The 14,131-nt window shown below is 42.3% G+C and carries 9 protein-coding genes; 6 read left to right on the forward strand and 3 right to left on the reverse strand.

The genetic code is table 11. From position 1 onward, the window contains the following. Nucleotides 1-121: 121 nt before the first annotated feature. Entirely contained in the window at nt 122-1,165 is a 1,044-nt protein-coding gene (locus RMX89_RS03235; protein WP_322687900.1) for a glycerate kinase, read from the reverse strand. 15 nt (nt 1,166-1,180) lie between these two features. Then, the gene (locus RMX89_RS03240) at nt 1,181-1,513 is read right to left on the reverse strand and encodes a DUF565 domain-containing protein (protein WP_322670812.1); all 333 of its coding nucleotides are present in this window, start codon (nt 1,511-1,513) and stop codon (nt 1,181-1,183) included. Nucleotides 1,514-2,239: 726 nt separating this feature from the next. Here RMX89_RS03240 and RMX89_RS03245 point away from each other — a divergent pair. Both RMX89_RS03245 and RMX89_RS03250 read left to right on the forward strand, forming a co-directional pair. After that, a complete protein-coding gene (locus RMX89_RS03245; protein WP_322687901.1) occupies nt 2,240-2,878 on the forward strand; it encodes a hypothetical protein in 639 nt (212 codons plus the stop codon). Between the two features lie 268 nt (nt 2,879-3,146). Beyond that, nucleotides 3,147-5,093, forward strand: coding sequence for a glycosyltransferase family 39 protein (locus RMX89_RS03250; RefSeq protein ID WP_322687902.1), 1,947 nt, complete (start codon nt 3,147-3,149; stop codon nt 5,091-5,093). 114 nt (nt 5,094-5,207) lie between these two features. Here RMX89_RS03250 and RMX89_RS03255 read toward each other — a convergent pair whose 3' ends face one another. Continuing rightward, nucleotides 5,208-8,543 (reverse strand): ATP-binding protein, encoded by a 3,336-nt coding sequence (locus RMX89_RS03255; RefSeq protein WP_416211957.1) that lies wholly within the window; start codon nt 8,541-8,543, stop codon nt 5,208-5,210. A gap of 562 nt (nt 8,544-9,105) precedes the next feature. On the opposite strand from RMX89_RS03255, the gene RMX89_RS03260 reads away from it, so the two are divergent. From RMX89_RS03260 to RMX89_RS03275, 4 genes are all read left to right on the forward strand, one after another. Beyond that, complete coding sequence (locus RMX89_RS03260) at nt 9,106-9,687, forward strand: KaiA family protein (RefSeq protein WP_322670815.1); 582 nt, start codon at nt 9,106-9,108, stop codon at nt 9,685-9,687. Between the two features lie 109 nt (nt 9,688-9,796). After that, entirely contained in the window at nt 9,797-10,111 is a 315-nt protein-coding gene (gene kaiB / locus RMX89_RS03265) for a circadian clock protein KaiB (protein ID WP_322670816.1), read from the forward strand. A 76-nt stretch (nt 10,112-10,187) separates the two neighbouring features. Beyond that, complete coding sequence (gene kaiC / locus RMX89_RS03270; RefSeq protein ID WP_322670817.1) at nt 10,188-11,750, forward strand: circadian clock protein KaiC; 1,563 nt, start codon at nt 10,188-10,190, stop codon at nt 11,748-11,750. A 103-nt stretch (nt 11,751-11,853) separates the two neighbouring features. Next, nucleotides 11,854-14,112: a TolC family protein gene (locus RMX89_RS03275; protein ID WP_322687903.1), complete on the forward strand. Its 2,259-nt coding sequence runs from the start codon at nt 11,854-11,856 to the stop codon at nt 14,110-14,112. Nucleotides 14,113-14,131 lie beyond the last annotated feature (19 nt).

The raw sequence follows: 14,131 nt of genomic DNA on the forward strand, positions 1-14,131 counted from the left end.
ATTACGAATTACGAATTACGAATTAGTATGAGACTAGCTTGGGATGAATGGCAAGCAAGGGATAAATCACGCTTTGAGCAAATTATAATGTTTTTAGCTGATTTGCTTGAGAACTAACGCCCTAAGTGCGATCGCAATACACTTGACCAAAGCTACGATCGGGATTAATCTCAATCACCATATCAACCACTGTCGCATCTCTTAACAACGGCGTGATGAATAATTCCGGGTGCAGCGATCGCCAAAAATAATTGACAAATTGCTCTATCTGTGCATTGCTCATCCCCGATTTCCCCGCAGCAATCATCTGTTGTTCTGCCTGTTTGCGCCACTCCAAAGAACACCGATAATCGATGGGATACAGCACAATTAAACTGTCCAATCGCTCCCACAGTGGTAAATAATCGTGGAGGCGAAGATTCATCTCACGGGCAAATGCTCTATCTTCATCTGTGACAATTGGCGGTGGCGCAGTATCAAATAAATCAGGATTGATTGGTCGCACACCCACAAACCAACCCTCAAATAGTACAATATCTACATCCGCCACCATTTCTGGATTAGTGCGATCGCCAGCACCTCCAAAAGCAGATTTATCAAAGCGGGGAAGCATCACCGGGCTTTGCAACTCACGGATTTGATCTAGTACATTTAAGCCTAAGTCTATATCGTGAGTTCCTGGTGGGCCGCGCCAAATTAAGCGGGGATCTTGCTGTGTCAAAAGCAAGCGATCGCTGTAAGTTTTATACAAGTCATCCAAAGATAAACTCACAGTCCTGTATCCCAAATGATCGAGAATCAAAATGAGAATTTTGGACATTGTGGTTTTACCAGTGCCTTGTCCTCCCAATATTCCTTGAATCAGGGGGTGTCCCAACTGTTGGCGCTGCGATGCTAGTTTTATCCCCAAAGGTAGCCACAAGTCCCACAATACCTGTAACATTTCCTGGGGTTGTACTTGGAAAGTTGCTTGACAGAATTCGCTAAAAGCTGGAAAGACAGATTTTAGTAAATGCGATCGCCTTTCGATCATTTCATCAGCATTTTCCGGTGCGATCCCAAAAGCTTTAGCCCTTAACCGATCTGCCAGTGCTGCTTCTCTTGCTTCCTGCTTCCAAGTTTCCCCCAGCCCATTGGTTGCCAAAACACTCAGCCACAAATTCATAAATTCTCCATCTGACTACGATCCCAGCTTAAAAGCTTCGAGAAACAGGCTGTAGATGAAACCAACTTTCAGGAGATTTAGTGAGTCTATCAAGAGCGATCGCCGATCCAAAAAGCTGCGACTATAAAATATTCTGCTGGTAATTTCCGTTAACAGTACTAAAAAACCAGCTGCTACAATGTCTAACTCTGCCCGTTGTCCAGCTGTAGTGGAAACTGCGTTTCCCAGAAAAAAACCGAACAAAAAACTAATTATCAGCAACGATAGTCGTCGCCAAGGATTTAAAAACCATTGCCCAAAGCGCGTAGCAATGCCATCGAACAAGTTATTGAGACGAGTGTTTTGCATCAAAGGGACTTTTGGGAAAAGTCAAGATATCTTTAAATATATCTATATTAATGTAAGAAGGATATTGGTTTTAGCATCAGCTTGTTTGTTATTATTGTAGATATCTACTGGAATTGCAGTGTTTATTCAAATTTGACTATTCTATCATCTTCTTCAGAAATACAGTTTCTTAGAGGATGTTTGGAAACAATAAATATTTAGTTTGCTCCTCACGAGCAAGCCTGAAAAAATGGGAAAATGATTCAAAATTCCCCTTTTTTAAGGAAGCTAGTTCGTTAAGCGCGTTTGCTGACTTGTATTCATGTATGAAAGTAAGCTCCTCGTAGGGTCTCCCAACAGGAGAATAAACTTGCGTAGATTTAGAAAGGAGGATCTTTAAGCACTGACGTTTAGCAAAGGACGCCTTGTTGAGGCTGCTAACGGTTTCAGGAAACTTTTATTTTTTTTATAGAAATGAGTTGGTTTAATAGGTATAAAATTATCTTGTTTTTATCCATACTTACGGTCAAAAACCAAAGTAATGGATGTCTGGATCTCTTGTTTTTCAAACATCAAAGAGATTATATCCTTCAAATATTTTCTAATCAAAATGATATTTATCATACATTCCTCTTCCTAATTTGAGGAAAGTCTATATTCGGCTATTTTGTGTGATTGCCTTTTGGGATAATAGGCTACTATTTGGTCAAGCCTAGACAAAATATTTATTTCTAAATAACTATCAATATGAAATCTTCAGTGTATCGTAACGTCGGTATTACAGCTTTGTGCTTGGGACTGCTTGTTGCTCTGGTGGGATGCTTTGGACTGAGCGTATCCTTTGAGTCCACTAACCCAGATACAAACCCAGATACATCTTCACAACTGCCAACAGAAACTCAAGAGTGGCATACAACTTCGGTTGTACCTGAAAAAAGTCTTTCCACTAGCTTATCTACTCCAGTACCTACCCCAACCAATCGAGTAGAACATAGCAATAAAGAGAATACTTACCCTGTCTTGGCAAAGCGTGATAAATCAACAAGCATTGCCAAGGATCGAGGTACTTTGCGAATGAGCAATCGAACAAATCAGCCTGTGCGGCTGGTTCTACTGGCACGAGAGTCAGTAGCAAAAGGAGCTAGTAAAAAACAAACTCACTACGATGTACCGGCACATTGGGATTTTGCTCCCGAAGAAGGTAGTGAGAAGGGACTGGTTCTATCCCTACCTCAGAATAATTTAAAGCTGGAAAAGGGAGATGTTTTAGTTGCTTTTGCACAAGATGGTTCCCGTCGTTACTGGGGCCCTTATATTATTGGCGAAACTCAATTACCTAAGTGGAATTCCCAAAATAGAGAATGGCAACTTGTGCTGAGTCAATAGACTTATTGCAGAAGTGCTTTTTGCACTCTTGGGGGAAAAGGTTTTGGTTAAAGGGGAAGGGGATAATACAGAACCTTTTCCCCTTACCCTTTTCCCACAATGCCAAGAAGTCTAATAAATATGCTCAAACCTTTATTTTTACATCCTTACCCTACAGTTGGTAAAGTGTTAAGTAATGGATAGAGGAAAATTGTTGAATTAAAAACTCCGAAGAACAAAAGATAGATAACCAACGACTATTGATTAGTGATTGTTGACTATTGACTAAATGAGAATGAAATTGAGTGTTAAGCACACTGTTGATCGGTGGTTCAACAAAATAGCAAAAAATCCAGCCTTGAGTCTAACTGTGTCGATTTTGTGGTTGATAGTGGTTGGTTGGGTGGCTTTTGGGTGGAATTTGGGCAATACTGGCTTAATTGATGAGACAGAGCCGCTTTTTGCCGAAGCTTCCCGCCAGATGTACGTTACAGGTGATTGGATTACGCCATTTTTCAATGGTGACACTCGTTTCGATAAACCTGCTTTGATTTACTGGTGTCAGGCGATCGCATATCATCTGATTGGCGTGAATGAATGGGCAGTACGCCTTCCTTCTGCGATCGCCGCATTCGGCTTAGTTTGTTTAGCTTTTTACACCATCCAGTGGTATCTGGCTAAACAAGACGAATTAGAGCAAGTTTCACGTCCTACTCGTCGCTACTTAACATCTTTTATAGCAGCAGCGTTGATGGCACTCAATCCCGAAACTATTATTTGGGCGAGAACGGGTGTCTCTGATATGCTGCTCACCGGATGTATGGCATCGGCTTTGTTATGTTTCTTTCTAGGGTACGCAGGGAAGGAAGGGACTGGGGACTGGGGACTGGGGATTAGGAAACTGGGAACAGAGGGCAGTGGACTGAGGAGTGAAGAGAAATTTTCCCAATCCCCAATCCCTAATCCCCAATCCCTATTCCCTAATAAGTGGTACTTAGCTTTTTATGTGCTGATTGCTGGTGCAATTTTGACCAAAGGGCCAGTGGGAATTGTTTTGCCGGGGCTAATTGTTGCCGCCTTTTTGCTTTACGTGGGTAAAATGCGAGAGGTGTTGCGGGAAATGCACCTTCTTGTAGGTATAGTGATAATTCTCGCTTTGTCAGTGCCCTGGTATGCTTTAGTAATTTGGCGCAATGGCTGGAATTACATTAACTCCTTTTTTGGTTATCACAACCTAGAACGCTTTACAGAAGTAGTTAATGGTCACTCAGCACCTTGGTATTTTTACTTTTTAGTCGTGCTGTTGGGTTTTGCACCCTACTCAGTGTATTTACCAGCTTCTATAATCAAACTAAAATTTTGGCAGCGATCGCATTGGCGATCCCTTGAACGTTTTCAGCAATTTGGTTTATTTGCCTGGTTCTGGTTTGCTAGCATCTTTGCCTTTTTTTGCATTGCCGTCACTAAACTCCCTAGCTACGTATTACCTTTAATGCCAGCAGCAGCAATCCTGGTAGCCCTGCTGTGGAGCGACCTTTTTTCAGATACAGAGACACGGCAAACAATTCCTTCCCCCTCTCCCACTTTGCCCATCTCCGCGTCTTTGCTGCGAATAAGTGGTTGGGTGAATGTAGTATTTTTATCAATTCTGGCAACAGCACTGCTCAACATAACCCAGATACTAGGTACCGATCCAGCTATAAGTAACTTCCACGAACTAATTCAAAAATCTGGTTTACCAGTAATCGCGGGTATAATTTGGCTAGTTTCTGCTGTTTTGGTCGCGGGTTTATTATTGAGTCGCCGCTGGAACTACATTATCAGTATTAATTTAATCGCGTTTGTGGCGTTTGTAATTTTTGTCTTAACGCCTGCTTCGTTTTTTATCGATCGAGAACGTCAATTACCCTTAAGGGAATTGTCTGCGGTCATTCTAGAAGCAAAACAACCAAACGAAGAATTGATCATGCTTGGCTTCAAAAAGCCTAGTGTGGTATTTTACAGCCACATCCACGTAAATTATTTAAAATTTCCCCAAGAGGCTGTAGAGCATATTAAAAACCAGGCTGCTAAAGGACTAAAACCTTCCTCAGTGCTGCTGTTAGCCGAACAGAAAAAGTTTTTACAAATGGACTTACAGCCAGATGATTACAAGAATTTATCAACCAAGGGTGCTTATAACTTGGTTCGAGTTCCTTTTAAGAAAATGAAGAATCAAAAAATAGATATATCATAATTAGTCATTAGTCATTAGTCATTAGTCATTAGTCATTAGTCCTTAGTTATTGGTTATTCACAAAAAACGAAGGACAAATGACTAATGACAAAAAACCAACGATCAATAACCCCATTAACATTTGCTATTGTAACCATTGACAGCTAAAGCTTGATTGATTTGGCTTAATAGGTCTTCCATTGATATCGATCGCGGTAATATTTGGGTAGCGATCGCACCAACAACAGTTTCTATCGATTCCACACTATTTTTCTTCTGCTTGTCAATTTCCCGATCGGCTACCCCATCCTGGAAACTGGTTTTTGAGCGATTTAATCGCTGATTTAGTACCAAAATTGGTGGCAACTTTAAAGGCGAATCTCCTAATGTTTTTAGTGCTTTGAGCACATCTTTGTGGATAGAGGTTTCTCCTAAACAAATTAGCAATAAGTCAACGCTTTCGTGGCGAATCTGTTGCAATACTTCTGCCCAACAAGGACTCATTGCGGCTTTGAAGCCTGCTGTTTGCAGGTATTGAATTAAAGCTTGAAACCATTCAGATCCCCGTTCAGCAGTTTCACTACTAATTGAGCAATTTTTTTCTGTCCGATAACCCTTAGCTGGCTTACGTCTTATCTGGGGGAAATCCCGCAGCATTGTTAAATCCACTACTAAGATGTTGGGAGGGCAGCAAATACCAGAAGCAATTTCTAGTACTGATAGTAAAGCATCTGTTTTCTCGGTGCGACTGCTGTTGTCTTTCGCAAATGGTGTTAAGTAAGGAAATACAGATAGCCCTGGTATTTTAGAAGCGATTAAAGTAGTTGCGACATCGCAAGTAACCAGTGGTATAGCTGCTAAACGTGGATGTCCAATTAGTTGTTGCAAATAAATTTGCGCAGTGGTACTTTCGACATCTAGCAAAATCACATCAAACTGCCATACCCGCGCCAAAAGTTCTGCCTGATCTAGATCATCTACTTCAATCACTCGGTGTTCTCGAAGTGAGGGGTGGGGATTGACCGATTCTAACTGGGGATTCACCAACCTGAGAATTCGCAGTGGGGTTTTAGTTGGGATAATTGCACTATTATTTGACCCTATCTGCGGCATTACTTGTGCAGTACATAATTTTTCGAGAACCGGTGCTAAGACCTGATGCTCTACTGGCAAACTTAAGAAACCATCGGCTCGGTTAGCAAATGCTTGCTCTTTTTCGGCTGCCGTCGCGGTGACAATTACAGATATATGACGGGTTGCAGCGTCAGATTTTAGTAAAGTCAGTACATCCCAGCCTGATAGCAGGGGTAGCAACGGATTTAAAAATATCGCTATTGGTTGCAAGCGCCGCGCTTTTTCGACCGCTTCTGTCCCCGATCGCGCAATCACTACGCGATATCCTAAACCTTTGAGTTGTTCGGTCAAGTCTTCAATATATCGAGCTACTGCTTCGACTACCAAGACCAACCGTTGCGAACTCGCAAGATGATGCTGTATGGGCGTACTAACTTGCTGACGAGCGGCGGCGAGATTTTCCCGTGTCGGTTGATATCGTGTCTCCTCGGCTTCTCTGATTCCCATATCTGGTTCCGAAAAGCCTGTTTTCGGGGGACTGGGTGGCAGAAGTAGGGTAAACTGGCTACCTTTACCTTCACGCGATAAGAAGCTGACATCTCCTCCGTGGAGGCGAGCCAAGGCGCGAGTTAATACTAGCCCCAAACCAGTGCCTTCAAATTGCCGGGTGAGGGGATTTTCTAGTTGTTGGAATTTTTGAAAGATTAAGTGTTGCTGGTGTTCGGGAATACCAATTCCTGTATCCCAAACTGTAAAGGCAATCCATCCTTCCCAACGACTTACCCGCAGCCCAATTTCGCCAGATATTTCGGTGAATTTAAAAGCGTTGGAAAGTAGGTGTACTAGCATCTGGCGTAAGCGCAATTCGTCTGCCACCATCTGATCTAAACCTAGTTCAATGGAAAGACAGAATTGAGGAGCAGATGAACGGGCATTTGCAGGTGGCGGGGCAGATGTCGCTTTGGTGGTTTGAGTGTGGATAGCTTTGGCTTCCGATAGGGCGCGATCGCACACAGCCTGAATTTTCACCGGAGTCAGCGTCAAATCCATTTGTCCCGTCTCCATCCGGGTCAAATCTAAAATGTCATTCACCACACTCATCAGGTGGCGTCCGCTTTGATGAATCAGTCCGGCATAACGGGCTTGACGCTCGTTAAGTTCTCCTAACTGCTGATCCACTAGCAAGCGCGATAATCCCAAAACGGCAGTTAGGGGAGTTTTGAGTTCATGACTAATACAAGCTAAAAACTCGTCTTTTAACCGATTTAGTTGAATTAAATCGGCATTCTTCGCTGCTAGTTCTTTACAAAGTTGCTGCTGTTCAGTGACATCAGTAGCTAAAACCAACCACAAATCAGTGCTGAGTGCAATTTCCTTTTCAGCACTCATAACTTTAAATTCAGGATTATCTAAGGGAATTTTGGCAAACTGCCAGATTCGCTCTTGACCATTTTGCATTTCGACAACGCAGGTACAAGTACCCACTTGACTATCTAGATAGCATCGGCTGTATGCAGCATCACCTGATGCTTCTTGCTGAATCAGTTCTTCTTCATCAGTATGCTCATTCTCCCTACCATTGGGATGAACCTTGATTGCTGGTTGGGTGGCATATTCTGCTATTTCGGAGCGTTTAGGGGCAAGTATTGCCTCCACCTGTTGCCTAACCCCTTCTGGATCTTTTAAGGTTCCTAATTGCTGCCACCAGGCGGGATTTCGCGCTACCACCTCGCCAGTACCGGTTTGCAACATCAAAGGCCAAGGCAGTCTTTCTAGCAAGTGTACTAATGGCTGATGTCCTAATGACTTGGGTTCGTTTGGCCGACCATCATATTCATGGCGATGTTCGCTAGACTTTTGTAAGCCAGCCATACGTTCCTGAGCTAGCGATCGCAACAGGCGCGAACTATCCAATAGCCCCAAATATCGACCCTCGGAGTCAATCAGCGCCCAATCTAAGTTTTGGGCTTTTTCGACTTGTGAATCGCCCCAGCGCAAGCTTAATCGCTCTACACGCTCCGAAGCTGATATTGTCTGTATTGGCTCAATTAGACCTTGACCCCAGGTAGAGAGCGATTGGTGTAAATTTAGATTTTTATCGTCACTTTGTGCTAATAATTTTGGGATTAAACGGGCAGAATACAGCAATCCGATGGGGCATTGCTGTTGATTCACTACTACCAAGCGATCGCACTGCTCTTGCTCAAAAATCTCCAACACCACTGCCAGAGAACTTGTTTGGGGGCAGCTAGGTACGGTTGCCTGAAAGTTATAAAGCGGGTAATCTAGCATTAACATAGGGATTTGGGGGTCATTCTTCCTGTGGAACCCTCCGGCATTTCCATCTGCCAGTTGATGGTCTTTTCGCCTGAAGTCATATCCTCTAAGAAGACTCATATAAGCAACTCTGGTTATTTCAACGCCATTAAAACAACGGGATTTCCCCTAACGGACACGGGAATTGCAAACGAGTGCATTTTTCTAAGAGGCGACGTTTCTAATTTTTAGCAACTAGCCAGCCTCCCCAGTGTCTTACTGGTATTTAAACTCCTCATCGATAGCGACGGCTAAGACAATTATGGCCCCAAAGATTCGCTTTAGAACCTTGAGGAATTATAATGATTTGGAATGCGACAATCCTTTAAGTTCGTTTAAGTATCTTATCAAGGAGCAAAATAAAAAAATCTATCTATTTATATACATAAGTATGTAAATCATGAGTTAATTACTGTATCTTGCAATGCCGACGGATACCTCATCATCAAAGACCTACTAAGTTCTATCAGTTAGTTGCTCCACTAGAATGTTGAGTGCCTAGCACTATCTGCTCGCCTAGAGCGTTATTTTGGGGTTAAATCAGCACTTTACTGCACACGCAGTATTCCCCTACAAGCGTTAGCCAAACTTATCAGCCCGCGTTTCTTGGTCAGGGCGATCGAGGAGATATATTCAAGAATAGATGTTATTACCGATCTTGATTCTGCTATCTAATATTAACAAATGCTTAAATAATCCAGTTGACTTAGCCAACCAAAAAGGTTTGAGTAAGTGGCTGTGGCAATTGATAGACGCAATTATTGCTCAATTTTGCTACTTACCTGTTGCTGTAACAAGCTCTGGAACAATCAACTATTTACCAAATTGGCTGCTACTAAATCCAAGTAAGGCATACACTCTTCAGTACGTTTATGTATTTGCCAGTCAGATGCAAAAAAGCCAGCAGTATTTTCAGGAGATGACTCCGGCAGAAAGAGAAGGATTATTAAGACAGCTTAAAATAGATTATAGCCTAATTCTTATAGATTATTTTACTACAGACAAAACCCTCAAAGATAAAATTGATAAATTTATCAATACTATATTTTATGCTAATATTCCTGTGCCCCAAATAATCGAAATTCATATGGAGATAATTGAAGAATTTTCTAACCAGCTAAAATTAGAAGGTAGGAGCAATGAAACTTTACTTGATTACCGCCTAACGTTAATAGATATCTTGGCTCACCTGTGCGAAGTCTATAGGAGTTCGATTTCTAGATAAAATAAATGAAATTTATTGCTCTGTGTTCAACTGGGAACAAGCTACAACTGTGAGTAACGATGCATAGAAAAATATTGTATTTCTCTGATAATGATTAGTTATTAAGTATATGAATAAAGCCAGAAAAACCTACGTTCTCAAGCTTTACGTAGCAGGTAATACTCCTAATTCAGTCCGGGCATTAAAAACACTTAAAGAGATTTTAGAACAGGAGTTTGAAGGGGTTTATGCTTTAAAAGTGATCGATGTACTGAAAAGCCCGCAACTGGCGGAAGAAGATAAAATATTGGCCACACCAACATTATCTAAAATTTTGCCTCCACCCGTTCGCAAAATTATTGGGGATCTTTCAGATAGAGAAAGAGTGTTGATTGGATTGGATTTGCTCTATGAAGAACTGAGTGAAGAAGACTTTGAAGAGTAAATTTTTCATCATAAAAAATTAATTCAAAATTTTAGTAATAAAAAAACAGGTTTTAATCCCCTTTTGTGATCGAGCAATGAGTGAAAAAGAGCAAGTAGAACCAAAACAACCACCGATAATTAGGGGTGTAGAAAAAATTCGGACGATGATCGAAGGGTTTGACGATATTAGTCATGGTGGTTTACCAATTGGTAGAACTACCTTGATTAGTGGTACATCCGGCACAGGCAAAACCTTATTCTCTCTTCAGTTTCTCTATAACGGTATCACCTACTTTGATGAAGCAGGAGTATTTGTAACCTTTGAGGAATCACCGAGTGATATTATTAAAAATGCTAATATTTTTGGTTGGAACTTGCCCCGCTTAATTGAAGAAGGCAAGTTGTTTATTCTTGATGCATCTCCCGATCCAGAAGGTCAAGATATCGTGGGAAATTTTGACCTTTCTGCACTCATTGAGCGCTTGCAATATGCCATCCGCAAATATAAAGCTAAACGAGTTTCAATCGACTCAATAACAGCAGTATTTCAGCAGTATGAAGCGATGGGAGTAGTGCGACGCGAAATTTTTCGTTTGGTAGCACGTCTCAAACTACTGAGTGTCACCACTCTAATTACCACTGAACGTAGTGAAGAATACGGGCCTGTTGCCTCTTTTGGAGTGGAAGAATTTGTTTCCGATAATGTAGTAATTGTTCGCAACGCTTTAGAAGGAGAACGCCGCCGCCGCACAATTGAAATTCTCAAATTGCGCGGCACAACTCACATGAAAGGCGAATATCCCTTCACAATTACTAATGAAGGAGTTAACATCTTCCCACTCGGAGCAATGCGCTTGACTCAACGTTCTTCTAATGTCAGGGTATCTTCTGGCGTCAAAACTTTAGATGAAATGTGCGGTGGGGGTTTCTTTAAAGATTCAATTATTTTGGCGACAGGAGCTACAGGTACTGGTAAAACCCTGTTAGTAAGCAAATTTATTCAAGATGGCTGTCTCAATGGAGAACAGGCGATATTATTTGCTTATGAAGAGTCACGCGCCCAACTATCTCGTAATGCTTCCTCTTGGGGAATTGATTTTGAAGAATTAGAAGATCAAGGTTTACTCAAAATAATTTGTACCTATCCTGAATCAACTGGTTTAGAAGACCACTTACAAATTATTAAATCAGAAATTGCTATTTTCAAACCCGCTCGGATTGCCATTGATTCTTTATCAGCACTAGCTAGAGGAGTTACGAATAATGCATTTCGGCAGTTTGTAATTGGTGTGACAGGTTATGCTAAACAAGAAGAAATTACTGGTTTTTTTACCAACACAACCGACCAATTTCTAGGAGCGCATTCGATTACTGACTCTCACATTTCCACGATTACCGATACAATTCTGATGCTACAGTACGTAGAAATTCGTGGAGAAATGTCGCGGGCAATTAACGTATTCAAAATGCGCGGGTCTTGGCATGATAAAGGCATTCGTGAGTATAATATTACTGCTGATGGGCCCGAAATTAAAGATTCTTTCCGAAACTACGAACGGATTATCAGCGGTGCTCCTACTCGCGTTAATATCGATGAAAAGGCGGAACTTTCTCGCATTGTTAGACGTTTTGAAGACAAACAGAGTTCCGAACCCTAAATTTAGTATCGTAGTATATTCTTTCCTAAGTTTAGTATCGTGCTATATTCTGTGGTGAAGAAAGGTTTTCTGCCGCTAGATTGATTTTCGTGTGAGGGATGCGGTGAAAGGACAGCAATTATTTTATAGCTTCTTACCTGGTGTAACGGCAGCAGTTTTAACAACTCAGCCTGCTTGGGCTGGTACTGCGAAACTAACTGGGATACAACTGGCATCTTCTCCTAGTGTTTTGACTTCTACTTATGGTCAAGGCTTGGTTGTGGATACCATAAAAAATAGGCAACTGCCTAACAGTGCAAATGTTAGTGTTCCAACCCTAGTACCTGCTTTGGGTTTTACTAAACTTAGTGTGAAACCTTTAAGTAATAACAGTATTCCAGTATTTACGGCTGAAAATACTGTTGTGCCAATAAAACAACTACTTAAGAAAGATAAAGGTAGATTTTTTAGTTTGACACCTACCTCTAATTCTTCCCAAGCTCAAAAGAACCAAAAACAGAGTAATTCGAGTGCTTCTGGGCAGAAATTAAAGAAGATACTAGTTCCCAACTATACTTCAAAAACCCCATCTGTCCAAAAAGAAATTTTGTCCCTGTCTTCTGCACAGCAGCCAGTGGTTCAAAAGATAAATACTGTTACTCAGTTGCAAACATTTTTACAAACTTCAGCGACAGGTGCAGGAGCAGCAAAACTGTTGTCAGCGCAGAGGTGTCCACAGGAGTTGAGCAAAAGCAAAACTGACTCCTTGACTTTGCTGCTAACCTCAAGCACCTGCTTACAACAAAATGCTATTGGTCGCTTGGCTCAGAGTAATACCACGATTCCGACAGATTCGACGCCAATCACTGTGCCAGGAACTGTAACTCCTGCACCAGGAGGTTCGACGCCAATCACTGCGCCAGGAACTGTAACTCCTGCACCAGGAGGTTCAGTGCAACCTTCTACTGTGCCAGGAACCGTAACTCCTGTGCCGTCAGGGTCGGTGCAACCTTCTACTGTGCCAGGAACCGTAACTCCTGTGCCGTCAGGGTCGGTGCAAGTTCCAGAGAACCTAATTCCTAACTCAAATCCCCTGCAATTTCCCACCAAACCGGAGGAGGTGCAACTTCAAGGAAATCAGCCGATTACTTTGGCACAGGCTCTGGAGTTGGCACGGCGTAACAATCGCGATCTACAGGTGTCCTTATTGGAGCTAGAACGCAATCGAGCGGTTCTACGCGAGGCACAAGCTGCTTTATTGCCCACTCTGGGACTTAGCACGGATCTGACTCGTGGTCAATCTTCTAGCGGTCAACTTCAGAACGAATTAAGCGGACCGTTTGCCGCTAACCAAGATCGACCCAGTACATCTTTTTCTGGTCAAGCACAACTTTCATATAACCTTTATAGTTCTGGGAGAGTGCAAGCTAGCATCAGAGCGGCTGAAGAACAGGTACGTTACTATGAGCTTGCTGTAGAAACTCAGTCTGAGACAATCCGTTTGAATGTTGCTACTGACTACTACAATTTGCAACAAGCGGATGAACAAGTACGCATTAGTCAGTCGGCTGTGGTGAACTCTGAAGCTAGTTTGCGTGATGCAGAAGCTTTAGAGCGAGCTGGGGTTGGTACGCGGTTTGATGTGTTGCGATCGCAGGTGAATTTAGCAAATGCCCAACAAAATTTAACTAATGCTAGATCCCAGCAGTTGATTTCCCGTCGTCAATTAGCAACTCGGATAAGTTTGCCGCAAGGAATAAATATCAGTGCCGCTGACCCTGTACAATTAGCTGGTCTTTGGAACCCAACCCTAGAACAAAGTATTGTGTTGGCTTATCAAAATCGTCCGGAACTGCAACAGTTTTTGGCACAACGCAATACTAGTGAGCAACAGCGCAGACAGGCTCTTGCAGAACTGGGCCCCCAAGTTAGTTTGGTCGCCAGCTACGACCTGCTCGATCAGTTCAATGATAATGTCAGCGTTACTGATGGTTATTCATTCGGAGTTAGGGCAACCCTAAGTTTGTTTGATGGCGGAGCAGCAAGAGCAAGAGCATCTCAACAGAGAGCTAATATTGCGATCGCAGAAACTCAATTTGCTGAACAGCGCAACCAAATTCGGTTTCAGGTAGAACAAGCTTATTCTACCCAGCAATCTAGTTTGGAGAATGTTCAAACCGCTAATACCGCTTTAGAACAAGCCAGGGAAGCTCTACGTTTAGCGCGTTTGCGATTCCAAGCTGGTGTAGGTACTCAAACTGATGTGATTAACTCTGAAAACGACCTCACACAAGCTGAAGGTAATCGAGTTACAGCAATTTTGGATTACAACCGCGCTTTAGCTCAGTTACAACGGTCTGTTACCCTCAGAGCATTCCGCTAATTAGCTGAAACTCAACTGA

It is taken from the genome of Nostoc sp. DedSLP04, from assembly GCF_034530775.1.
In the GTDB taxonomy this organism is placed as follows: domain Bacteria; phylum Cyanobacteriota; class Cyanobacteriia; order Cyanobacteriales; family Nostocaceae; genus Nostoc.

Excerpts from the sequence above, each read along its gene's own strand:
- RMX89_RS03235 (WP_322687900.1), bottom strand. The coding sequence starts at position 1,165 with ATGAATTTGTGGCTGAGTGTTTTGGCAACCAATGGGCTGGGGGAAACT.
- RMX89_RS03240 (WP_322670812.1), bottom strand. The coding sequence starts at position 1,513 with ATGCAAAACACTCGTCTCAATAACTTGTTCGATGGCATTGCTACGCGC.
- RMX89_RS03245 (WP_322687901.1), top strand. The coding sequence starts at position 2,240 with ATGAAATCTTCAGTGTATCGTAACGTCGGTATTACAGCTTTGTGCTTG.
- RMX89_RS03250 (WP_322687902.1), top strand. The coding sequence starts at position 3,147 with ATGAGAATGAAATTGAGTGTTAAGCACACTGTTGATCGGTGGTTCAAC.
- RMX89_RS03255 (WP_416211957.1), bottom strand. The coding sequence starts at position 8,543 with ATGAGTCTTCTTAGAGGATATGACTTCAGGCGAAAAGACCATCAACTG.
- RMX89_RS03260 (WP_322670815.1), top strand. The coding sequence starts at position 9,106 with ATGTTATTACCGATCTTGATTCTGCTATCTAATATTAACAAATGCTTA.
- kaiB (WP_322670816.1), top strand. The coding sequence starts at position 9,797 with ATGAATAAAGCCAGAAAAACCTACGTTCTCAAGCTTTACGTAGCAGGT.
- kaiC (WP_322670817.1), top strand. The coding sequence starts at position 10,188 with ATGAGTGAAAAAGAGCAAGTAGAACCAAAACAACCACCGATAATTAGG.